The organism is Streptomyces sp. NPDC006872 (genome assembly GCF_040635845.1).
In the GTDB taxonomy this organism is placed as follows: domain Bacteria; phylum Actinomycetota; class Actinomycetes; order Streptomycetales; family Streptomycetaceae; genus Streptomyces.
Genome location: NZ_JBEYIL010000028.1, coordinates 90,696 through 113,523 on the forward strand (window position 1 = coordinate 90,696; position 22,828 = coordinate 113,523).

At 71.7% G+C, this 22,828-nt stretch carries 20 protein-coding genes; 11 read left to right on the forward strand and 9 right to left on the reverse strand.

What is annotated here, in order from left to right; all coding sequences use genetic code 11:
* Positions 1-6: 6 nt before the first annotated feature.
* From ABZ725_RS48095 to ABZ725_RS48125, 7 genes are read left to right on the forward strand one after another with little or no spacing between them, the layout of a single operon-like run.
* Complete coding sequence (locus ABZ725_RS48095; protein WP_358808699.1) at positions 7-1,065, forward strand: dipeptide epimerase; 1,059 nt, start codon at positions 7-9, stop codon at positions 1,063-1,065.
* On the forward strand, positions 1,049-2,320 hold the full coding sequence (locus ABZ725_RS48100; RefSeq protein ID WP_358808700.1) for an MFS transporter: 1,272 nt from the start codon (positions 1,049-1,051) through the stop codon (positions 2,318-2,320). The genes ABZ725_RS48095 and ABZ725_RS48100 overlap by 17 nt, the downstream gene beginning before the upstream one ends.
* 12 nt (positions 2,321-2,332) lie before the next feature.
* Entirely contained in the window at positions 2,333-3,136 is an 804-nt protein-coding gene (locus ABZ725_RS48105) for a methyltransferase domain-containing protein (protein ID WP_358808701.1), read from the forward strand.
* 32 nt (positions 3,137-3,168) lie between these two features.
* The gene (locus tag ABZ725_RS48110; protein WP_358808702.1) at positions 3,169-4,752 is read left to right on the forward strand and encodes an ABC transporter substrate-binding protein; all 1,584 of its coding nucleotides are present in this window, start codon (positions 3,169-3,171) and stop codon (positions 4,750-4,752) included.
* Positions 4,749-5,702: an ABC transporter permease gene (locus tag ABZ725_RS48115; protein ID WP_358808703.1), complete on the forward strand. Its 954-nt coding sequence runs from the start codon at positions 4,749-4,751 to the stop codon at positions 5,700-5,702. The genes ABZ725_RS48110 and ABZ725_RS48115 overlap by 4 nt, the downstream gene beginning before the upstream one ends.
* On the forward strand, positions 5,699-6,544 hold the full coding sequence (locus ABZ725_RS48120; RefSeq protein WP_358808704.1) for an ABC transporter permease: 846 nt from the start codon (positions 5,699-5,701) through the stop codon (positions 6,542-6,544). The genes ABZ725_RS48115 and ABZ725_RS48120 overlap by 4 nt, the downstream gene beginning before the upstream one ends.
* Positions 6,541-8,190, forward strand: a complete 1,650-nt coding sequence (locus tag ABZ725_RS48125; RefSeq protein WP_358808705.1) for an ATP-binding cassette domain-containing protein — start codon at positions 6,541-6,543, stop codon at positions 8,188-8,190. The genes ABZ725_RS48120 and ABZ725_RS48125 overlap by 4 nt, the downstream gene beginning before the upstream one ends.
* A gap of 450 nt (positions 8,191-8,640) precedes the next feature.
* Here ABZ725_RS48125 and ABZ725_RS48130 read toward each other — a convergent pair whose 3' ends face one another.
* The 6 genes from ABZ725_RS48130 to ABZ725_RS48155 all read right to left on the reverse strand — a co-directional run bounded on the left by ABZ725_RS48130 (position 8,641) and on the right by ABZ725_RS48155 (position 15,140).
* Positions 8,641-8,940 (reverse strand): metalloregulator ArsR/SmtB family transcription factor, encoded by a 300-nt coding sequence (locus tag ABZ725_RS48130; RefSeq protein ID WP_358808706.1) that lies wholly within the window; start codon positions 8,938-8,940, stop codon positions 8,641-8,643.
* A 308-nt stretch (positions 8,941-9,248) separates the two neighbouring features.
* Positions 9,249-11,639 (reverse strand): phosphoketolase family protein, encoded by a 2,391-nt coding sequence (locus ABZ725_RS48135; protein WP_358808707.1) that lies wholly within the window; start codon positions 11,637-11,639, stop codon positions 9,249-9,251.
* 193 nt (positions 11,640-11,832) lie between these two features.
* Positions 11,833-12,705 (reverse strand): universal stress protein, encoded by an 873-nt coding sequence (locus tag ABZ725_RS48140; protein ID WP_358808708.1) that lies wholly within the window; start codon positions 12,703-12,705, stop codon positions 11,833-11,835.
* Between the two features lie 5 nt (positions 12,706-12,710).
* On the reverse strand, positions 12,711-13,733 hold the full coding sequence (adhP, locus tag ABZ725_RS48145) for an alcohol dehydrogenase AdhP (RefSeq protein ID WP_358808709.1): 1,023 nt from the start codon (positions 13,731-13,733) through the stop codon (positions 12,711-12,713).
* A 37-nt stretch (positions 13,734-13,770) separates the two neighbouring features.
* Positions 13,771-14,715, reverse strand: coding sequence for a universal stress protein (locus tag ABZ725_RS48150; RefSeq protein WP_358808710.1), 945 nt, complete (start codon positions 14,713-14,715; stop codon positions 13,771-13,773).
* Between the two features lie 152 nt (positions 14,716-14,867).
* Entirely contained in the window at positions 14,868-15,140 is a 273-nt protein-coding gene (locus ABZ725_RS48155; RefSeq protein WP_358808722.1) for a hypothetical protein, read from the reverse strand.
* 117 nt (positions 15,141-15,257) lie between these two features.
* Between ABZ725_RS48155 and ABZ725_RS48160 the strand changes: the two genes are divergently transcribed.
* From ABZ725_RS48160 to ABZ725_RS48170, 3 genes are all read left to right on the forward strand, one after another.
* Entirely contained in the window at positions 15,258-15,812 is a 555-nt protein-coding gene (locus tag ABZ725_RS48160; protein WP_358808711.1) for a hypothetical protein, read from the forward strand.
* 257 nt (positions 15,813-16,069) lie between these two features.
* Positions 16,070-17,296 (forward strand): SpoIIE family protein phosphatase, encoded by a 1,227-nt coding sequence (locus ABZ725_RS48165; protein WP_358808712.1) that lies wholly within the window; start codon positions 16,070-16,072, stop codon positions 17,294-17,296.
* A gap of 80 nt (positions 17,297-17,376) precedes the next feature.
* Complete coding sequence (locus ABZ725_RS48170) at positions 17,377-18,144, forward strand: CBS domain-containing protein (protein WP_358808713.1); 768 nt, start codon at positions 17,377-17,379, stop codon at positions 18,142-18,144.
* Here ABZ725_RS48170 and ABZ725_RS48175 read toward each other — a convergent pair.
* The 3 genes from ABZ725_RS48175 to ABZ725_RS48185 are packed head-to-tail and all read right to left on the reverse strand — an operon-like array spanning position 18,101 to position 20,706.
* Positions 18,101-18,631 (reverse strand): cupin domain-containing protein, encoded by a 531-nt coding sequence (locus ABZ725_RS48175; RefSeq protein WP_358808714.1) that lies wholly within the window; start codon positions 18,629-18,631, stop codon positions 18,101-18,103. The two genes, ABZ725_RS48170 and ABZ725_RS48175, sit on opposite strands and share 44 nt — an antisense overlap.
* A gap of 21 nt (positions 18,632-18,652) precedes the next feature.
* The gene (locus tag ABZ725_RS48180; protein ID WP_358808715.1) at positions 18,653-19,705 is read right to left on the reverse strand and encodes an aminoglycoside phosphotransferase family protein; all 1,053 of its coding nucleotides are present in this window, start codon (positions 19,703-19,705) and stop codon (positions 18,653-18,655) included.
* The gene (locus ABZ725_RS48185) at positions 19,702-20,706 is read right to left on the reverse strand and encodes a C-terminal binding protein (RefSeq protein WP_358808716.1); all 1,005 of its coding nucleotides are present in this window, start codon (positions 20,704-20,706) and stop codon (positions 19,702-19,704) included. Before ABZ725_RS48185 ends, ABZ725_RS48180 begins: the two co-directional genes overlap by 4 nt.
* Before the next feature lie 836 nt (positions 20,707-21,542).
* On the opposite strand from ABZ725_RS48185, the gene ABZ725_RS48190 reads away from it, so the two are divergent.
* Positions 21,543-22,718 (forward strand): MFS transporter, encoded by a 1,176-nt coding sequence (locus ABZ725_RS48190; RefSeq protein WP_358808717.1) that lies wholly within the window; start codon positions 21,543-21,545, stop codon positions 22,716-22,718.
* Positions 22,719-22,828: the final 110 nt, after the last annotated feature.

Consider the following 22,828-nt stretch of genomic DNA (forward strand, 5'->3'; position numbering starts at 1 on the left):
GACCCCGTGAAGGCCGGCCTGCGTACCGTACGCCTCGATCTCACCGAGCCCCTGCGCATCTCCCGCTCCACCATGACCACCCGCGACGCCGTGTGGCTGGGCATCGAACACGAGGGCGTGACCGGTCACGGTGAGGCGGTCACCAGCGTCTACTACGGGCTCGACGTCGAGACCCTGCAACGGCTCCTCGCCGCGGCCGGCGCGGAACTCGCCCGCTTCCCCGACCCCGAGAGCGCCCTGCAGGCCCTGCGGACAGGCGAGTCGATCAGCGAGGGCACGCCCCCGGCCGTGACCGCCGCCGCCGAGGCCGCACTGCTCGACCTCGTCGGCAAGCGCGCGGGCAGCCCCGTCCACCGGCTGCTCGGTGCCGCCGTGCCTCCGGTCGCCGCCACCGCCCGCACCATCGGCATCACCTCCCCCGCCCACGCGGCGGCACAGGCCCGCTCTCTGGCGGCGGGCGGCTTCGAGATCATCAAGGTCAAGGCGGGAACCCCCGACCCGGAGGACGACGTGGAACGCGTCCGCGTCATCCGCGACGCGGCGCCCCGGGCCCGGCTCCTGCTCGACCCCAACGGCGCCTGGACGACGGCACAGGCCGAGGCGCTGCTGCCCCGGTTCGCCGACCTCGGCGTCGAGGCCGTCGAACAGCCCGTCGCGCCCGGCGACCCGGAAGCGCTGGGCGCACTGGCCGAGCGTTCACCGCTGCCGGTCATCGCCGACGAGGACGCCGTGGATCTGGAGGACGTGCGCCGCCTGGCCGGCCGGGTCCAGGGCATCAACGTCAAGCTCGCCAAGTGCGGCGGGATGCACGCGGCCCTGCGCATCGCCGGGGCGATCGACGGCAGTGGCACGGAACTGATGCTGGGCTGCCTGACCGCCAGCAGCCTCGGCCTCGCGCCCGCCGTCCACATCGCCGACCGGGCCCGCTGGGCCGACCTCGACGGACACCTGCTGCTCGCCCACGACCCGTGGACCGGGATCGGCGGCGAGGACGGCGTCGTACGCGCAAGCGGCCTTCCCGGCCTGGGAGTTCAGGAGGTGGGTGCGGATGAGGGCGTGGCGTGAGATGCGTCGCTTCCCGCTTGCGGTCCGGCTTCTGCTGGTCAACCAGCTCGGCGTCAACATCGGCTTCTACCTCCTCATTCCCTACCTCGCCACCCACCTCACCGACCACCTGGGCATGTCGGCGGCCGTCGTCGGCATCGTGCTCGGCGTGCGCAACCTCAGCCAGCAGGGGCTGTTCATCATCGGCGGCTCCGCCTCCGACCGGCTCGGCGCGCGCGGCGTCATCATCGCCGGCTGTGCCCTGCGCACCCTCGGGTTCGCCCTGTTCGCGCTCGCCGACAACCTGGCCGTGCTGCTCGCCGCGTCCGTCCTCAGCGGGCTCGCCGGGGCACTGTTCAACCCCGCCGTGCGCGCCTACATCGCGCAGGAGGCCATCGAGCGCAGGGCCGAGGCGTTCGCCCTGTTCAACGTGTTCGCCACCACCGGCGCGCTGATCGGCCCGCTGCTGGGCAGCGCGCTGCTGCTCGTGGACTTCCGCACGTCCGCGCTCACCGCCGCCGGGATCTTCGCCGTCCTCACCGTGGCGCAGGCCCTCGTGCTGCCGGCCCGGGAAGTCGAGCCGAGCAAGGGCACGGTCCTCGCGGACTGGCGCGAGGTCCTGGGCAACAGGGCCTTCCTCGCCTTCGCGCTCGCCATGGTCGGCATGTTCACCCTGGAGAACCAGCTGTATCTGCTCCTGCCCGACGGAGCCCGGCGGGCCACCGGCTGGGACGGCGCCGCCGGACTCGTCTTCGTCGTCGGCACCCTCGCCAACCTGGCACTCCAACTGCGCATCACCCGTGCCCTCAAGGAGCGGGGGGACCGGGCGCGTTGGATCGCGACGGGCCTGGGTCTCATGGCAGTGGCGTTCCTGCCGCCCGCCGTGGTGGGGGTCGGCTCCGACGGCCCGGACGGTGCGGCCGACGCGGCACTGCGTGCGCTGCCCGTCCTGGTCGGCGCCCTGCTGCTCTACCTCGGGGTGATGATCGCCCAGCCGTTCGTGATGGAACTGATCCCCGGCTTCGGCAGGCCGGAGCTGACCGGCACCTACTTCGGCATCTTCTACGTGGTCTCCGGCATCGCCGCCGCCGTCGGCAACACCGTCGTCGGCTGGGCCATGGACACCGGGGAGCGGGGCGACGCCGACTGGCTGCCGTGGGCGTGCTGTGCCCTGTTCGGGCTCGCCTCCGCGCTGGGCGTGGCCTGGCTCCACCGGCTCGGGTCACTGCCGAAGCCGTCGAAGCCGTCGAAGCCCGCCGTACCCGCAACGGCCTGAGGAGGGACCGGCATGACTTCCACGACCGCTGCGCAGAACCTGCTCACCGACAACCCCGAGCTGTACGAGGCCCGCTTCCCCGACCCCGACCGGCTGGCCGGGCGCTGGACGCAGGACTGCCTCCGGCGGCACGGCGCGGGACCGCGCGTGCTCGACCTGGGCTGCGGCACCGGACGCGACGCCGCCCACCTCCACGGCGCCGGCCGCCGCGTGACCGGCGCCGACCTCTCCGAGGCGATGCTCGCCCACGCCCGCGTCCACCACCGCGGACCCGAGTACGTCCAGGCCGATCTGCGCGGCTTCGACCTGGGCCGGGGTGTGTTCGACGCCGTCGTGTGCCTGGACAGCGCCCTGCTGTACTGCCACACCAACGACCAGCTCGACGCGTTCTTGAAGTCCTGCCGGCACGCCCTGGCCCCCGGCGGCCTGCTGATCGCGGAGATGCGCAACGGCGCGTACTTCCTCGGCCGTACCGACCTGCTGGACACGCCCACGATCAACGAGTTCACCTGGCAGCGCGCCGCCTACCGGTCGCACACCACGCTCACCGTGGACCGTACGGCCCAACTCCTGCGCCGTACGCGGGTGTGGACCGCGGACGACGGGTCGGCGCCGGTCGAGCAGCGTTCCGCGTGGCGGCTGCTGTTCCCGCAGGAACTGCGCCACCTGCTGGCCGCACACGGCTTCGAGGTGCTCGAACTCCACGACGGGCCCGGTCCGCGCACCGAGCCGCCATGGCGGGAAGGCCTGCTGCCCGGCGAGACGACGGACGCGGACCGGCTGCACGTCGTCGCCCGCCTGAACTCCCCCCACTGACACCCACTGACACCCACGCCCCAAGGACGGTCATGTACGACGAACGCTTCCCCGGTCTGCGCCGCCGCGGCTTCCTCGCCGCCACGGGCGCCGCCTCACTCGCCGCGCTCGCTCTCGCAGGATGCGGCGGCTCCGGCAGCGAGGGCTCCGACGCCAAGGGCGACGGCGCTCCGAAGAGAGGCGGGCGGCTGCGCGCCGCGTTCGCCGGAGGCGGTGCGAGCGAGACCCTCGACCCGCACCGGGCCAACCTCTTCGCCGACGCCGCCCGTGCCAAGGCGCTGTACGACAAGCTCGCCGACTACGGCGCCGACCTCTCCGCCCAGCCCCGCCTCGCCGAGAAGTGGGAGCCGAACAAGACCTTGGACCGCTGGCAGGTGACCCTGCGCAAGGCCGCCTTCCACGACGGAAAACCGGTCACCGCCGCCGACGTCCTCTACAGCTACCGCCGCATCGCCGACCCCGAGCAGGCGTTCCGCGCCAAGGCGTCCCTGGATCCGATCGACCTCGACGCCAGTCGCGCCACCGGCGAGCGGAGCATCGAGTTCGTCCTCAAGCGGCCCACCGCCGAACTCCCCAACGTCCTGGCCGCGTTCGGCGCGTACATCGTCCCGGAGAACGCGGGGGAATCAGGCGACCTCGACAAGCAGCCGATCGGTTCCGGCCCCTTCCGGTTCGTCTCCTTCACACCCGGCCGCTCCGCCGTCTTCCGCCGCTACGACGACTACTGGGAGGGGGCCCCGCACCTCGACGAGCTCGAGTTCGTCGTCGCCAACGAGGAGTCGGCGCGGGTCAACGCACTCCTCGGCGGACAGGTCGAGTACGCCCACGAACTCAACCCCGTCACCGCCCGTGCCCACGAGGGCAAGGGACAGATCGAGATCGTGCGCCTCCGGGGCAGCGCCATGCAGGCGTTCTGCATGAAGACAGACCGGGCGCCCTTCGACGACAAGCGCGTACGTGAGGCGTTCTTCCTCATCGCCGACCGCAAGGAACTCGTCGACGGCGCCCTGTCCGGTGCGGGTGTGATCGGCAACGACCTGTTCGGCAAGGGCTACGAGTACTACGCCGACGCCCTCCCCCAACGCGCACAGGACCTCGACAAGGCCCGCGCCCTGCTCAAGCAGGCCGGCGCCGAGAACCTGAGGGTCACCCTCGACACCTCGGCCGTCGCCGCCGGGTTCACCGAGGCCGCCGGCATCTTCCGCGACCAGGCGAAGAAAGCGGGCGTCACCGTCGACGTGAAGATGGGCAGCAAGGACTCCTACTGGGCCGACATCCTCGACAACGGCACCCTGTGCTGCTACCGCTCCGGCGCCCTGCCCATCGAGGCCCACATCTCCCAGCGCCTGCTCACCGACTCCACCACCAACGCCACCAAGTGGAAGCACAAGGACTTCGACGCCCTGTACCAGCAGGCCCAGTCCACCCGCGACAAGACCGAACGGGCAGCCGTCTACGAGCGGATGCAGCGCCGCCTGTACACGGAGGGCGGCTTCCTCATCTGGGGCTTCGCCGACTGGATCCTCGGAACCGCCCGCACTGTGAAGGGAGTTGCGGCCGAGGCCCCTGCCAACACGCTCGACTGGGCCCGGTTCGACAAGGTCTGGCTCGCGTGAGCGGACTGCGTTCCTTCGTCGCCCGGCGACTGCTCCTCGGCGCCCTGCAGACCGTGGCCGTGGTGCTGCTGGTCTTCGCGCTCACCGAGGCGCTGCCGGGCGACGCCGCGGTGGCCCTCGCGGGCGATCAGCCGGACCCCGCGCGCATCGCCGCGATCCGGCAGGCCATGGACCTGGACCGGCCGACGTACGAGCGGCTGGCCGACTGGGCCATGAGATTGCTGCACGGAGACTTCGGCACGTCGCTCGTCTCGGGCCGCCCGGTCGGCCAGTACCTCTCCGACGGCTTCGGACCGACCCTGCTGCTGGCCGCGCTCACCCTCGCGCTGCTCGTCCCGATCGGGTTCGGGCTGGGCGTCCTCGCCGCCCGGCACGCGGGACGGATCGTGGATCGGCTGGTCGGCTCGGTGACGTCGGCCGTGTACGCGATCCCGGAATTCGCCCTCGGGGTCCTGCTGGTGACCGTCTTCGCGCTGAAGCTTGCCTGGCTGCCGCCGACGGCGGTGGGCTACGGCACGGATCTGCTCGTCCATCCGGCTGTGCTGGTCCTGCCCGTGCTGGTCCTGCTGTCCCGCCCGGTCTGTTCCCTGTCCCGCCTGGTACGGGCAGGCATGATCGACGCACTGGCCTCCCCCTACGTGGCCCAGGCCCGCCGCTACGGCATCTCCGGAGCCCGCATCCGCTACACCCACGCCCTGCCGAACGCCCTCGCGCCGGCCGTCCAGCACCTCGCCCGCACCGTCGACTGGCTGCTGTGCGGCGTCATCGTCGTGGAGGCGCTCTTCGTGGTCCCGGGGCTCGGGACGGTTCTGCTCAACGCCGTGGCCGAGCGCGATGTGCCGGTCGTGCAGGGGCTGGCGGTGGTGTTCGGAGTGCTGACCGTCGTACTCAATCTGGGCGCCGACCTGGTGGCTCACCGGCTGACGCCAAGGGCGGTGGTGGCGGCATGACGCGTCACCGCTTCGCCCTCGGCCTCGGCCTCGGCCTCGCGATCATCGGCATTCCCCTCGTCCTCGCCCTGCTGGGCCCTCTGTTCGTCGGCGAACCCGGCCCCCGCACCACCTCCTTCACCCTCGGCGACGGTCACTGGCTCGGCACCGACTTCGTGGGCCGCGACGTCTGGCAGCAGGTGCTGCACGGCGGCCGTACGGTCGTCGTCAGCGCCCTCACGGCGACCGCGCTCGCCTATACGGTCGCCGTACCCGTCGGACTCGTCAGCGCGCTCACCCGTCGCTGCTGGCTCGAGGAGCTGCTGATGCGGCCCCTGGACGTCCTGCTCGCCGTGCCGTCGCTGCTGCTGATCCTGCTGGTGGCCTCGGTGTTCTCGCCGGGCTCGGCCGGACTCGCGCTGCTGGTCGCGCTGGTGAACGTGCCCGACGCCGCGCGAATCGTCCGCGCGGCGGCGGGCGAGGCGGCCGCCCGGCCCGCGGTCGAGGCGCTGCGGATGCAGGGCGAGACCTGGTGGCGCATGGCCGTCGGCTACGTCGGCCGTTCCATGCTGCGCACCCTGGCCGCCGACGCCGGGACCCGGCTGACCGGCGTGCTGTACCTGGTCGCCACGGCCGCGTTCCTCGGTGTCGGGGTCGCCCCGGACGCCGCCGACTGGGCGGTCATGGTCGACCGCAACCGCACCGGCCTGTTCGTCCAACCGTGGGCCGTGGTCGTCCCCGCCCTGCTGATCGTCGCCCTGACGACGGGCGCCAACCTCCTCTTCGACGCCGCGCTCGCGAACGACCGCCGAGGCGACCGCGGCCGTAGCCGTAGCCGGGCAGGGAGTGAAGCACGTCCATGAGCCACACAGACGACAGGACGGACCAGGTCGGCAGTCCCGCCGGCCCCGGCGCCACCGCCGAGGAGCCCGTGGCCGAGCTCCGGAACCTGCGCGTCGAGGTCGGCGGCAGGGCGATCGTCGACGGAGTGAGCGTCAAGGCCCGCCCCGGCAAGGTCACCGCCCTTGTCGGCCCCTCGGGCAGCGGCAAGACCACCACCGGCCTCGCCCTGCTCGGCGAGTATCCGCCGGGCGCCCACGTCACCGGCGACATACGCCTGGCCGCCGACGGCCGGGTCGGCTACATCCCCCAGCACCCGGCCGCCGTCCTCAACCCCGCGCGCCGTGTCTGCGCTCTCCTGACGGACATCGCCCGCGCCCAGGTACGCCACCTGCCCCGCGGCCGACGCCGGACGGCGGCCCGCGAACGCGTCCTGCACGCTCTGGCCCATGCCCAACTCCCGGACGCCGAGAGCCTGTTGCGCCGCTATCCGCACCAGCTCTCGGGCGGTCAGCAGCAACGCGTCGTCCTCGCCCAGGCCCTGCTCCTCGGGGCCCGGGTCATCGTCGCCGACGAGCCCACCACCGGCCAGGACGCCCTCACCAAGAGCCGTGTCGTCGACCAGTTGGCGGCCGTCGCGGCACGCGGCATCGCCGTCGTCCTGCTCAGCCACGACCTGGACGTCATACGGGCGCTCGCCGACGAGGTGATCGTCATGCGGGCGGGCCGGGTCGTGGAGTCGGGCCCGGCACAACGCCTGTTGCTCGCGCCCCGGCGCGCATGGACGCGTGAACTGCTTGCCGGGCAACCGGAGTTCACCCCATCGAACAACACGACCGGCACCGGGCGCCCCGTCCTACGGATACGCGACCTGACCGCCCACCACCGCACCACCGCACGCGGCACAGCCGAGGTACTGCGCCTGACCGCACTCGACCTGCACGCGGGTGAGAGCCTGGCCGTCGTCGGCCGCTCCGGCAGCGGCAAGACCACCCTCGCCCGCTGCCTGGCCGGACTCCACCGCGACCACGACGCGGAGATCCTCCTCGACGGCACACCGCTGCCGCGCAGCCTGCGCGACCGCGACCGCGCACAACTGGCGGCCGTGCAGTACGTCTTCCAGGACGCGCGCGCCGCCTTCGACGAACACCGCCCCGTCCTGCACCAGATCGCCCGCACCGCGATACGACTGCGCGGCACCGGGCTCTCCGCCGCGACACGGGAGGCCCTGGCCACTCTGACCGACCTCGGCCTCCCCGAGGACCTGGTGCGCAGACGCCCCGGGCAGCTCTCCGGCGGCGAACTCCAACGCGCGGCCCTCGCCCGCGCCCTGCTCGCCCGGCCCCGCGTCCTCATCTGCGACGAGATCACCTCGGGCCTCGACCCGATCACCCGCCGGGGCATCCTCGGCATCCTCACCGCCCTGCTCCACGAACGCGACGACCTGTCCCTCGTCCTGATCACCCACGACCTGAACACCGCGGCCCTGGCCCACCGCATCGCTGTCCTGGACGCCGGCGAACTCGTCGAACAGGGACCGGCCCAGCGAGTCCTCACCGCACCGCGCCACCCGTTCACCGTGTCGCTCGTGGAAGCGACGACCCCGGGCCGCGCCATTTCCGCCGACGCCTCCGGCAGCAGCGGATCGTCGATCGAATCCAGCATTTGACGCGACAAGGCACTGCAGGCACCCGCCTCGTCGCCCCGGAACCAGGACCTCGCCCTCACCGGAAAGCTCGACGCGCCCGTGGGATTCGGCGCAGGGACCACCGTCGACATCTGGCGGCTCGACGACCCCACGGCGGGTGAGGGCACGCTGATCGGATCCGCGACCGTCGCCGCGGACGGCGCGTTCAGCTACACCGACCGTCCGAAGACCAACGTCGTGGCTACGGCGTCGAGGGCGCGCTCCCCGATGTCGTGTCGGTGGACCTGGCGGTGCCCGGGTGCCCGCCGGAGCCGGGCGGGATCGTGGCGGCCCTGAGGAGGGTGACCGACTCGAAGATCAGCCCCGAAGGCTTGTCAGGGCACGGGGGCGGTGCCCTCAGTCAGGCTCGTGCGAGGCCCCGGCGAGCCTCCCGGGACCTCGCACGTTCGCATTCGGCAGCGAAGTACGGGCTCAGGCCTGGCCGGTCAGCACCCCGGAGAGGATGGTGCGGGCGACCCCCAGGAGCTCGGCGACGTGCGGACTCGTCAGCGAGTAGTACACCGTGGAGCCTTCCCTGCGCGTCACGACCAGGTTCGCCCGCCGCAGCACCGCCAGCTGCTGGGAGAGGTGCGCGGGCTCGATGCCCACCTCGGGCAACATCTCAGCGACCGCGTGCTCGCGCTCGCTCAGCAGCTCCAGGACCCGGATGCGTGCCGGATGCCCGAGCGTCTTGAAGAACTCGGCCTTGGCCTGGTACAGCGGAACGGACACGGCCCCTCGATCTCCCCGACAACATCCCCACATGGGGCAGGTACAGATGACTGTGTCCGCGGCAGTCTGCGGACACAGTCAACAAGGCATCTATCTAATTGCGAAATTTTGCAATTCAGCATCCAGCTGCCGGCCGCCCGGGCGATTCCTTCGAGGGGCAGGGCAGCGGGACGGACGGTAGTGGCGGATGCGGGCCGGTGAGGGATGTCGGCCGTCCGTCGACCGGACGTGTCGGCCGGCGGCCGAAGCCGTTGATTCCGACGCGTACGGTCATGGCGGTGAATTCCTTCCGGGAATGAGGGGCGAGGTCAGGCGTTCCAGGTCCAGTCGGCGACCTCGGGCAGGTCGGTGCCGTGCTCGCGGATCCAGGCCAGGTGCCGGGTGCGGACGTCGGCCATCTGCTGCCGTACGGCGGCGGCGCGCACGGCGAGGCCGGGGACGCGGTCGATGACGTCCATGACGAGGCGGTAGCGGTCGAGGTCGTTGCGGACGACCATGTCGAAGGGCGTGGTCGTGGTGCCGGACTCCTTGTAGCCGCGCACGTGCAGGTTCCGGTGGCCGGTACGGCGGTAGGCGAGCCGGTGGATCAGCCACGGGTAGCCGTGGTAGGCGAAGATGACCGGCTTGTCGGTGGTGAACAGGCCGTCGTACTCGAAGTCGCTCATGCCGTGCGGGTGTTCCTCGCGCGGCAGCAGCCGGGTCATGTCGACGACGTTGACGACGCGGACGGCGAGGTCGGGCAGGTGTCGGCGCAGCAGCTGGGCGGCGGCCAGCACTTCCAGGGTGGGCACGTCACCGGCGCAGGCGAGGACGACGTCCGGCTCGCCGCCGTTCTCCGTGCCGGCCCACTCCCAGATACCGGCGCCCCGGGCGCAGTGCGCGCGGGCCACGTCGATCGACAGCCAGTCGAAGCAGGGCTGTTTCCCGGCCACGATGACGTTGACGTAGTCGCGGCTGCGCAGCGCGTGGTCCGCCACCGACAGCAGGGTGTTGGCGTCCGGCGGGAGGTAGACCCGCACGACTTCCGGGCTCTTGTTGAGGACGTGGTCGACGAAGCCGGGGTCCTGGTGGGAGAAGCCGTTGTGGTCCTGGCGCCACACGTGTGAGGTGAGCAGGTAGTTGAGGGAGGCGATGGGTGCGCGCCATGGCAACTCCCTCGATGTCTTCAGCCATTTGATGTGCTGGTTGACCATGGAGTCGACGATGTGGACGAAGGCCTCGTAGCAGGAGAACAGTCCGTGCCGGCCGGTGAGAAGGTAGCCCTCCAGCCAGCCCTGGCAGGTGTGCTCCGACAGGATCTCCATGACCCGGCCGTGATGCTCGAGGTGTTCGTCGACCGGCAGGTGTTCGGCCTGCCAGGCCTTTCCGCTGACGTCGAAGACCGCTTGGAGCCGGTTGGAGGCGGTCTCGTCGGGGCCGACGAGGCGGAAGTCTCGGCGTCCGCCGGTGTCCTTCATCACCCGGGCCAGGAGGTCCCCCAGGACACGGGTCGGCTCGTGCGAGGTGGTGCCCGGCTTGTCGACGGGCACGGCGAACTCGTCCAGCGGTGCGATGGGCAGATCGCGCACGAGCAGACCGCCGTTGGCGTACGGGCTGGCGCCGAGCCGCTTGGCGCCGTCGGGGACGCAGGCGAGGACGTCGGCGACGGGGCGGCCGTCCGGGCCGAAGAGCTCCTGGGGCTTGTACGAGCGCAGCCATGCCTCCAATTGGTGGAGGTGCTCGGGGTTCTCACGGACGCCGGCCAGCGGAACCTGGTGGGCGCGCCAGGTGCCCTCGACGGGCACGCCGTCCACCTCGGCCGGTCCGGTCCAGCCCTTCGGGGTGCGCAGCACGATCATCGGCCAGTGCACGCGTTCGGTGACATCGTCCTCGCGGGCGGTCTGCTGCATCACGGCGATACGGTCCAGCGCGCCGTCCAGCGCGGCCGCCATGGCCCGGTGCACCTGGACCGGGTCGTCGCCGGTCACATGGACAGGCTCGTGGCCGTAGCCGCGCAGCAGTTCGTCGAGTTCGGCCTCCGGGATCCGGGAGAGCACCGACGGGTTGGCGATCTTGTAGCCGTTGAGGTGCAGGATCGGCAGGACCGCGCCGTCGTGCACGGGGTCGAGGAACTTGTTGGAGTGCCAGGCGGCGGCCAGCGGCCCGGTCTCGGCCTCGCCGTCCCCGATCACGCAGGCGACCAGCAGGCCGGGGTTGTCGAAGGCGGCGCCGTAGGCGTGGGAGAGGGAGTAGCCGAGCTCACCACCCTCGTGGATGGAACCGGGCGTCTCCGGGGCGACATGACTCGGCACACCGCCCGGGAAGGAGAACTGCCGGAACAGCCGCGCCATGCCCTCGCCGTCCCTCGGCACGTCCGGATACGTCTCGCTGTAGCTGCCCTCCAGCCAGGCGTTGGCCAGGATGGACGGCCCTCCGTGGCCCGGTCCCCAGACGCAGAGGGCGTCGAGTCCGCGCGCCTTGATCACCCGGTTGAGGTGGGTGTACACGAGGTTGAGGCCGGGCGAGGTGCCCCAGTGGCCGAGCAGTCGCGGTTTGATGTGCTCCGGCTTCAGGGTCTCGGTCAGCAGCGGGTTGGACATCAGGTAGATCTGTCCGGCGGCCAGGTAGTTGGCGGCCCGCCAGTGTGCGTCCAGGGTGCGCAGTTCCTCGTCGGAGAGTTCGGGAAGCACGGGGGCGTCCTGGTGTTCGATCTTGGACATGGGTGACACTCCGGAAGTCGTCGGCGTGGCGGTCATCGGGCGGTGGAAGGCGGCATGGCCGGGGAGAAGGCGGCGGAGCCGGAGCGAGCGTGGGAGAAGGCGCGCAGGGGACCGGCCGCGTAGACCCACCGCGTGATCCGCGGACCGGCGTCCACGACCAGGCGGCGAGCCTCTGAGCAGTCGGCCACCTCTCTCACGCCTGCTCGGGTACGACCGCGACGGCGCAAGCGGAGTGGTGCAGCACAGCATGGGCGACGCGCCCCAGCTGGAGTCCGAGGTGTCCCGGGTTGCGCCGGGCGCCGACCACGAGCAGGTCCGCCTCGTGCGAGGCGTCCAACAGGACCCTGCGGGCGGGGCCCTCGACCGTACGTCGGTGCAGGTCCACAGCCGCCGGTGCGTCCTTCAGCGCCTTGTCCAGGACCTCGACGGCATGCTGCTCGTGCAGCCGCGCGGGTTCCCCGGCGAGCAGGGGGTGGTCGGTGGTCTCATGCGCGGGGCACCGCCAGGCCCGTACGGCGTCCAAGGTCGCGTGGCGCAGCTTCGCCTCCTGGACGGCGAAGCGCAGGGCGGCGGAGTCCGTCGCCTGCTCGCCGACGCCCACGACGATCCGGCCGCGCGCGCCTGCCGGGACCTGGTTGTCGTGGCTGCCGCGCAGCACGATCACCGGGCAGTCCGCGTGGGCGGCGACGGTCAGGCTGACCGAGCCGAGCAGCATCTCGACGAAGCCGCTGCGGCCGCGGGTGCCGAGCACCAGCGCGCAGGCATTGCGTCCCTCGCGGACCAGGGCGTACTCGGGCTCCTCCGGCAATACGTCGGTGGAGACCGCGATGTCGGGCCGGCGCATGCGAGCCCGCTGTGCGGCGGTCCGCACGATGTCCTCGGCCGTGACCTGCTCGGACGGCTTGTTGAGGTCCTCGGCGAGAGACCCGCCCTCGTATCGCTCCCAGAGAGAGGCGTACACCAGGCGCAGCGGCGCCCCGCGCAGGGCGGCCTCGTCGGCCGCCCAGTCGACGGCCCGCAGGCTCGGCTCGGAGCCGTCCACTCCGACGACGATCGGGAGAACCACGGCGCTCACCGTCCCGCGTCCAGGTCGAAGACGATCCGGGCCTTGACCTCGCCGCGCAGCACCTCGTCGATGGAGTCGTTGACGGAGGCGAGGGGGCGGGCCTCGTAGATGACCTTGGTGCGGCCGGCCGCGTGCAGCTGGAAGACCTCGGCGAGGTCCTGCCGGGTGCCGACGATCGAGCCGATCACCGAGGTGCCGTTCAGGACGGTGTCGAAGATGGGCACCCGGACCGTGCCATGCGCCGGCAGGGCCACCATGACCAGCTTGCCGCCGCGCCGCAGACCGGAGCCCGCGGCTTCGAAGGCCGCGTCGTTCACCGCGAGCGCGATGGCCGCGTGGGCGCCGCCGTGCCGCTTGAGCACTTCTCCGACGTTCTCCTTGCGGGCGTCGATGACGATGTCCGCGCCGAGTTCGGCGGCCAGTGCGAGCTTCTCGTCGGTGACGTCGATCGCGGCGACCGTGGCTCCGGCGATCTTCGCGTACTGCACGGCGAGGTGGCCGAGGCCGCCGACGCCGGAGATCGCGACGAACTGCGTGGGCTTGACGTCGGCGACCTTGAGCGCCTTGTACGTCGTCACACCGGCGCAGGTCAGCGGGGCGGCCTCCAGGGCGGTGATCCCGTCGGGCACCGGCTGCGCGAAGTCGGCCCAGGCCAGCATCTTCTCGGCATACCCGCCGTCGCAGCCGTAGCCGGTGTTGACCTGCTGCTCGCACAGTGTCTCCCAGCCGGACAGGCAGTGCTCGCACCGCCCGCACGCCTTGCCGAGCCACGGGACGGCGACCCGCTGCCCGACGGACAGGTGGGTGACGCCCTCGCCGAGCGCATCCACCAGGCCGACGCCCTCGTGTCCGGGGACGAACGGCGGGTTCGGCTTGACCGGCCAGTCGCCGTGGGCGGCGTGGATGTCGGTGTGGCACAGCCCGGACGCCTCCACCCGGACGCGGACCTGGCCGGGGCCGGGCTCCGGATCGGGGCGCTCCTCGATGACCAGGGGTTCACCGAACGCTCGTACGACCGCTGCCTTCATGGTTCTCTTCTCCTCGAAAGCGGTGGGTGGGGGTGGGTCAGCCGTGGGGGACGACGGCGACGGGGGCGGTGGAGTGGTGCAGGACGGCGTGCGTGACATGGCCGATGTGGGCGCCGAACGGGCTGCGACGGATACGCCGGCCCACGACGACGAGGGAGGCCTCGCGGGAGGCGTCCACGACGTGGACGGCCGCGCTGCCGTAGCGGGACTCCTCGACGACCTCGACGTCCGGGTACTTGTGCCGCCAGGGCCGCAGCACCTCGGCCAGCGCCTCGGCGTCGCCGAGAGCCAGCGCCTCGTGCAGTGCGGGGTTGGCGGGCGTGCCGTACGCGTAGTACGGAGGCGGGTTCCAGCCGTGAACGGCCCGCAGGGACGTCGCGCGGCGCTTGGCGGTGTCGAACGCGAACTCGATCAGCGTCTCGTCCGGGTGCTCGACGTCCAGTGCGAGGACGACAGGCCGGAACGGGGTCGCGGCGGAGGGAATGCCGGCCGGGTCCGGCTCGTGCTCGTCGGCGGCGACCTCCAGCGCGCGGACCAGCACCACCGGGCGGTCCGCGTGAGCCACGACGGCCAGGCCGACAGAACCGACAATGAACCCGCCGATTCCGCTGAAGCCTCGGGATCCCAGGACCAGCAGTTCGGCGCTCTTCGCCGCCTCCGCGAGGACGTCACGCGGGTGGCCGGCGATCTGCTCGCGGATCACCTCGACGCCGGGGTGGCGCAGGCTGATGCCCTCAGCGGCTTCCCGGGGAATCCTCCCCCAGCCTTCGGCCGGGGGTACCCCCATCTCGCTTCGCTCGGTCCAGTGCTGCTGGGTCTCGGCTCCCAGGAGCGGGGCCTGAGCCATGGGCTCGGGTACCGGCTCCCAGACGTGGACGAGTTTCAGAGGCAGGTCGCGCAGTTCCGCTTCGCGAGCCGCCCATTCTGCGGCGGCCCGGCTCTCGAGCGAGCCGTCGAGACCTACGGTGATGGTACGGAGCATGATCTCCACCTCCTGGGGCGAGGGATCCGATTACAGAATCGTCTTCGGGCGGTTCCCCGTGCAGGGGCAAGTAGTCCCGGATCGGGGCCGACCGACCCCCTGCACGGATCGGCGCGGTGGGCCGAGTGGCGGGCCCACCGCGCCGTCGGTACTCAGCGCAGCCGGCTGTGGTCGCGGACGAAGGGCAGCTTGGCCCAGAGCCGGCCCGCGCCCAGGGTGTCGCCGGCGGCGGCAGCGGCCAGGACGATCAGGGCGACGGCGTAGATCAGGTGGTAGTCGTTCCACACGCTCTGGCACCCCACCCGCCATGGTGGGCTGAGCCGACTCGTGATGACGGCACTCCGGCGGCTCGCCCGGCGGTTCCGTGCGCCCGGGCGCGTGGTCGGGCTCGTCGGGCCGCTCGCCATGGTCACGGTGGTGGGCATGTGGGCGCTGACCGTCGTTCTGGGCTGGGCGATCGTCTACTGGCCCCATACGCCCGGGGCGTTCACCTTCTCCCCCGGCTCCAAGGCGGTGCAGGAGCCGGCGCTGCCGGACTCCGTGTGCCTGTCGCTGGTCACGGTGGCCACGCCGGGCTCGGCGACATCGCACCCGACGAGGGCTGGCTGCGTCTCGTCTCACCGATCGAGGCCCTCATCGGATTCGCCCTCCTGACGGCCACCGTCTCCTGGGTGCTGGAGATCTATCCGGCGTTGACCCGCAGGAGGGTCCTGGCCGTCCGGCTGGCTCTCCTGCGCGACGCGGATCCGACGACGCGGCAGCTGGACAACACATCGGGGGCACTGCTGTTGGACAGCCTGGCCACCGAGGTCGTACGCGTCCGCATCGACTTCACCCAGTACGCCGAGGCGTACTACTTCCACGACGGGGAGGACCACTCGTCGCTCGCGGCCATGGTCGGTTACGCCGTCGTGCTCGCCCAGCGCGGACAGGCGGCGGGACGGCCGGAGGCAAAACTGGCGGGCGCCCTGCTCACCGGAGCGTTGACAGACCTCGCCGCCATCCTCGACCAGCGCTTCCTCCATACGGGCGGCCCGCCGACGACAGTGTTCGCCGCCTACGCCGCGGACCACGGGCGCGACGGCACACAGCCCTGAGCGGACAGAGGTGGCACTCTGAGAAGCGGGAACCGTCCTTCGGGGCGGCCCTCCGCAACGCCGGGCCGTCGGATGCCGGCGAGGCCGACAGGGCCACGGACAGGCCACGGCGACCGCCGCCCTGTCGCCTGGCCGAGGTGGTTCGGCCACGGCCCTGTCGGGGCCCTGGACGGAGCAGCACCAGGGCCTCAGGACGTTTGCGCTCCTAATCTTGGAACAGAACAGCGAAGCACGGTCCCGATTCAGGCAGGCAGGACATGAGGAAACCGCAGATCGACTACGCCGCGGTCTTCCGGGCCCTGCCCGGCATGGTGGCGCTGCTCACCCCCGACCTGGTGTACGCCGACGCCAACGACGACTTCACACGGCTGGCCGGGCGCACCCGCGAGCAGCTGATCGGCCGCTACATCTTCGATGTGTTCCCCGAGAACCCCAGCGAGCCGGCCGCGGCCGGCATGCGGGAGACCCGGGCGTCGATGCTCCGTGTCGTGGCCGCCGGCGAGCGCGACACGATGGCATTGCTCCGCTACGACATCGAGGATCCCGCGCGGCCCGGCCACTGGCTGGAGCACTACTGGAGCCCGGTCAACGCGCCCGTCCTCGGCGCCGACGGGCGGGTGGCGCTGATCGTGCACCGGGTGGAGGAGGTCACGGAACTCATCCGCGCCTTCGGCGGGAGCGGGGACAGCCGGTCCCGGGTGCTGGAGGCCGAGCTGTACACCCGCGCCCGGGAACTGCAGGAGGTCAACGAACGTCTCCGCCGGGCGCACGCCCGCGAACGCGAGATCGCCCTGACCCTGCAGGCAGCGATGCTGCCCGCGCCGGGCCCGACCGGGCAGCACACCGCGGCCGTGCGCTACCGGCCCGCCATCGGCGCACTGAACGTGTGCGGCGACTGGTACGACCTTGCCGACCTGCCCGGCGGGAACCTCGCGATCGCCGTCGGCGACGTCGTCGGACACGGCCTCGCCGCCGCCGGTGTCATGGGGCAGCTGCGCAGCGCGCTGAGCGCGGCCTGCCGAGTCGCCGACGGCCCGGCCCAGGCCCTGGACGCCCTCGGCCTGTACGCCCGCTCCGTCCACGGCGCCGAATCGACCACCGCCGTGACGACCTTCATCGACTGGGACGCCCACACCATCACCTACAGCAGCGCCGGCCACCCGCCCCCGGCCCTGCTGCATCCCGGCGGCACCGTCGCCTTCCTCGACCAGGCCACCGACCCTCCGCTCGCGGCCCGCCCCGAACACCTCCCCCGCCCCGAGGCCCGCACGCCCTACGCCGAGGGCTCAACGCTCGTCCTGTACACCGACGGTCTGATCGAACGCCGTACCGAGGACATCGACACCGGCCTCGCCCGCCTCGCCGACTCCCTCATCCGCCACCGGCAGGCCGACCCCGAGTCCCTGGCCGACGCCCTCCTGACCGACCTCCTTCCCTCCACCGGAAACACCGACGACACCGTGCTGATCGCCATCCGGCTCTGACCCGGCCCGAACGGCCCATGCAGCTCCGTGAAGGGCGGAGAGTGGAAGGAGAACGCACGCGGCATCGGGAGGCGGGAACCATGTGGCACCGGATGGTGAGCAATCTCGTGACCACGTCGGTCGTCCGGGTGAGCCGGGACACCGGTTTCAAGGAGATCGCCAAGCTGCTCGCCGAGTACGGCATCACCGCCGTACCGGTCGTGGACGACGACGAGCGCCCCGTGGGTGTCGTCTCCGAGGCGGACCTGCTGCGCAAGGAAGCCGCACAGCTGGACCCGGTCGGCCTGCTGCCGGTCCTGCGCCCCAGGCCCACCGCCCGTGCGAAGGCAGAGGCGGCGAGGGCCGACGGTCTGATGAACAGCCCCGCCGTGACCGCTCGGCCGCAGTGGACTGCCGTGGAGGCCGCCCAGGTCATGGAGCGCCACCGCGTCAAACGGCTGCCGGTGGTCGACGAGGCCGACAGGCTGGTCGGCATCATCAGCCGAGCCGATCTGCTGCGCGTCTCCTGCGCGGGGACAGCGCCGTCGGACCGACGACACCTCCGCGACACCGGAGCCCGGTGCCTCACGCCGCGCCGGACTGGTGACGTGAGCGGGACGGGAGTCGACCGCCATGACGTCCCCGGCAGCCCCGTCGGACCACCCGGCCCCGGTCACCGCGCGGCTCGACGCGCCGCTGTCCCGATGGCTTTGGCTGGTGAAGTGGATCCTGGTCATCCCCGGAGCAGACGGCGTGCTGTTCAGACAGTCCCGGCGCGGACCGGACAAGGACCACGGCTGCCGCGTCGTCCGCGACGCCGCCGCGTCAGGCGTCGCGTTCCGTGCCGACGAGGACGAAGGCCATCGTGACCGGTCGGTCGCTGTGGTTGCGCCAGCCGTGGCGGGTGCCGTTCTGGATCACGATGTCCCCGGTCGAGAGGCGGGTGCGGTGGCCGTCGTCGAGTTCGAGGACGATCTCGCCCTGGAGCACGATGCCGTAGTCCACGGTCGGCGTCGTGTGCATGCCGTCGGGCTCCATGAGGTCGGCGATGCCGGGCGAGTCTGCGCGCTGCTCACGGTCGAACGCGACGGGGTCGAAGGTCGGGTCGGCCATCGCGGTGTCCGGCGGGAAGGTCAGGACGATGAACCGGGTGCCGCCGGGCGCCGGGAGCAGGCTGGTGACCTTCGGCGTGGGGTCCTCCCCAGTCCGGCCGGCGGGCTCGCCGGGTTCCGTGGCCCACGGCAGGCGGGACACCCAGCCCGGCAGGCTGGTGAACTCCCGGCTGCGCGGGACGGGGCCGTCGCTGACGACGACCGACCTGCCGTTCTCGTCATGGCCGGTGACGACTCTGCGCATGTCCGTCTCTCCTCCGTCGGGTCAGTCGGATCGGCTGCTGCCGGCCCCGGTCGGGGCTTGGAGCGCGGTCGCCCAGGCGTTCACGACGTCCGCCACCGTGGGGGCGGGTGCCCGGAGCAGGGCCGATGCCGCGGTGCGGACGAGCCGGCGGTGACGGTCGTGCGTGAGGTACTCGACCGGGGACTTGCCGTCCACCCGTGCGAGCAGCAGCGCGGGCAGCAGTGAAGCGGCCCGTGCTTCGAGGGCCGGCCGGGGCTCCCAGTCGACGCACCGGCCGTATGCCTCGGCCAACACCCGGGCGGATTGCAGGAGTTCCTCCCGGCGCGCGGGCACCACCAGCGCCTTGAGCAGCAGATGGTTGACGCAGAAGGCCAGGTCGAAGGCCGGGTCTCCGTACCAGGCGCACTCGGCGTCCAGCAGCACGGGCCCGGACGGTCCGACGAGGATGTTCTTCGGGCTGACGTCGCCGTGCACCAGCGCGAGGTGCGTGCGGGCCGTGCGGTCGGCGAGGCCGTGGAGGATGTCGCGCAGGGCGGGGTGCGCGGCGGCGGTGGCCAGGAGGTACGGCTCGATGCGCAGCGCGTGGAAGTTGTCGTCGGTGGCGAACTCCGCGGCAAGGTCGGCGTCGCCCGCGCCGGCCGCGTGCAGGGCGCCGAGGAGTTCTCCGACGGCGGCCGCGGTCGGCACCCGCACCTCGCCGTCCAGCAGCTGCGCCTTCCACATCGGGTACCGCTCGGGCGGCAGGAACGCCATCGCGAAGACGCCGGCCTCGGGGTCGTGGGCCAGCAGCTCGGGCACACTGTCCGGGCGGTGCCGGGACGCGAACCGCATCCACGCCCATTCGTAGGCGTTGCGCGACACCGGCGCCTGCCAGTCGGCGGCGACCTTCAGCTTGGCCAGGGCACGTTTGACGCAGAGGGAACGTCCCGGCAGGTCCACTCGCCACAGGTCGGACGAGACGCCGCCGGCCAGCGGGGTCCAGCGTGCCGCTTCGCCGGGCCCGGCGAGCTCGTGGGCGGTGAGGAAGTCGGTCAGCGCGGGTTCCGGGGTCGCCTGCGCGGGGGGCCGGCTCATCGCCGGTCCCCCGACCCGGCGGGCACACCATGGGGAGCGTTGCAGGCGTGGGCCGGTGCTCCGCCCGCCAGGATCCGTACGACCTCCTCCGCCGCGCGGCGGCGCAGTTCCGTGACCGAGGCGTCGGAGGAGAAGGCGATGTGCGGGGTGAGGAGTGCGCCCGGCTGGTCCAGCAGTGCGGTGGGGACGTGCGGTTCGCTCTCCAGTACGTCGAAGGCGGCGCCGTCCAGATGCCCGCCCTCCAGCGCCTTGATCACCGCGTCGGTGTCCACCAGGCCGCCCCGGCTGACGTTGGCCAGCAGGCCGCCCGGCTTCATCAGCGCCAACTGCTCGGCGCCGATGATGTGGTGCGTGTCCGCAGTGAGCGGCACATGGAGGATCACCACGTCGCTGCGGCGCAGCAGCTCCTCCAGACCGACCATCTCCACTCCGGGGTCGTCCTTCGGCGGGTATGGGTCATGAGCCAGGATCCGGCTGCCGAACGCGCCGAGCTTGCGGACGGTGGCGCGTCCGATGCGTCCGTATCCGACGACGCCGCAGGTGAGCGTCGACAGCCGACGCAGCCGGGCGCCGGCGGGGTTCCAGCGGCCCGCGCGGACCTCCCGGTCGGATACGGCCAGGCCGCGCGTCCAGGCCAGCACCATGCCGACGGCGTGGTCGGAGACCTCTTCGACGCAGTAGTCCGGCACGTTGGTGACCCACACACCGCGCTCGGTGGCCGTGTCCACGGCGATGTTGTCGAGGCCGACGCCGAGCCGGGCCACGATCCGCAGCTCCGGCGAGGCGCCGATCGCGGTCGCGGAGACCGGGGCCCAGCAGGTCAGGATCCCGGCGGGCCGGTGCTCGGCCACCAGTTCCTCGATCGCCTCGGCGGAGGCGGGATCGGCCGGGCCGGTCACCAGGGTGTGGCCCGCCTCCTCGATGACCGATCGCTCGACGCGGTCGTCGGGCCAGGCGTAGTCGGTGAGCAGCACGGTGCCGGGGCGGCTCGGTGGTTTCATGGCAGGTCGTCCTCGCAGAGTCGTACGGCCGCGGCGGACGGCCGGGCGTCACGCCCGGTCGCATCCGGCGAGCGGGTCTGATCGCCGCCCGCAAGGGCGGCAGTCGGCGTGTCCGATGGCCGACGGCCGCCGTGGGCGGGGGTGGAGAGAGAAGGTCGCTGAGCTCGGGTCGGGTGGTGCAGGCGCTCGCCGACTTGTGGTCGGGGCAGGCGCCGCCGTACGTCCCTGGAACGGGTCACGAGATGCCGGGGCACGTCTGATCACTTTGTCACAGCCACGTGGTGCTAACGATAGCATTCATCGCCTTCAACACGTCAAGAGTGCGGTGCGCGCCTGATCCTCGACACCCGCCGGCGGGGCGCATTCGGAGCGTCGGAACCCCCTCACCACAGGGAAATGCAGGACCGCCGAAGAAATCCCCTGTTCACATCTTGACGTGCCGGAGACTTCCCCCTCATGGTTTCTGCCAGCGCCGACCGTGTGACCGATAAGTGTCCGCACGGGGTCCGGCTGTCGAAGACGCCATAGCCACGGACGTCCCCGGCGGGCGATACAGGGCTGAATTCCGCATGCGGTGTCCGACCGCGCGGCAGTACGTCGCCCCCATTCCGCCGGCGACGCCGGCATCGCCGTCGCCGTCTCGAGTCCGTGTTCAGCTCACCGCTTCTCGTCGTCGCCGTACGGCCCCGTACCGCGACGGATTGCCGCGGCCTGCCGTGGCCCATTCCTCCTCAGGAGCCGCTATGACTCACACAGCGCAAACCGACACCCGTGCGGTGCCCGTCGGCGAAACACAGGAAAGCAGCCGACCGCCCATTTCGCGCCCGATGATCGGGATGGGCTTTCTCCTGATCACCCTCTCCTACATGGTCAACGCGATGGACCGGCAGGTCTTCCCGCCCCTGCTGCCCAACATCCGTGCGGAGTACGGGTTCTCGCTGGAGCAGGGCGGACTGCTGGCGACGAACTTCACCCTCGGCATGGCCCTGGCCGGCCTGCCCGCGGGCTACCTGCTGGACCGCTTCCGCCGCAAGACCGTGCTGCTGACCAGCATCGTGATCTACTCGCTGGGCACGATGGCCACGCCGTTGGCGACGGGTTTCGCCGACATGACCCTGTACCGGGTCGTCTCCGGCTTCGGCGAGGGCATGCAGTCCGCCGCCATCTTCGCGGCGATCGGCGCCTTCTTCGCCCACCGTCGCGGCCTCGCCTTCGGCTTCATCGGCGTGGGTTACTCGGTCGGCGTGTTCATCGCCCCGCTCATCGGCGTCCGGCTCATGAGCGCGCACGGCACCTGGCACTCGCCCTTCTACCTGTTCGGCACGGCCGGGCTGCTGATCGCCTTCGCCGCCCTGTTCCTCGTGAAGACCGGCCTGACCGAGCACTCCGCCGAGAAGGTCGCCTCGACCAGGACCTACGCGTACATGCCGGCCACCGCCTACAACCGCAACACCATCGCGCTGGCCGTCCACTCGGTCGTCAGCGGTGTCGCCCTCTACGGGTTCCTCGGCCTCTACCCGACGTACCTCATCACCTCGCTGCACTACTCCGCCGAACAGGCCGCACTGGCCATGAGCCTCCTCGGCTTCGGCGGCATGACGGCCGTGTTCGGCGGCTGGCTCGGCGACCGCTTCAACCAGCGCAACCTGCTGATCCTGAGTCTGCTGGCCGTCTCCGCCATCAGCGTGTGCATCTACCAGACGCATGCCTCGGTGGCGGTGCAGTGCGTGTTCGCCTTCCTCATGGGCGCCTTCGGGCTGGGCTTCATCTATCCCAACACCAACAGCGCGATGCAGCGGGCCGTCCGCCCCGAGCAGATCGGACGCGCCTCCGGTCTCTTCGTCACCAGTTACTACGGACCGGCGGCGTTCTCGGGTCTACTCTTCGCCGCGCTGGTGGAGTCCTTCGGCTGGAGCCGGGCCGGACTGCTGCAGGTCACGGTGCTGCCGTTGCTGGGCGTCGCCGCCCTGGCCTTCGTCCGCACCTCGCGGTTCAACAACGCGGTCCGCTAGCGGACCCGCCCACCGCCAAGCCTTCGGCCGCATCCCGAGGCCGGACTGTGATGAAAGGGACACGGGGCATCCCGTCCCCCTCCGGCACGGACGGACCCGACGGGCCTGTC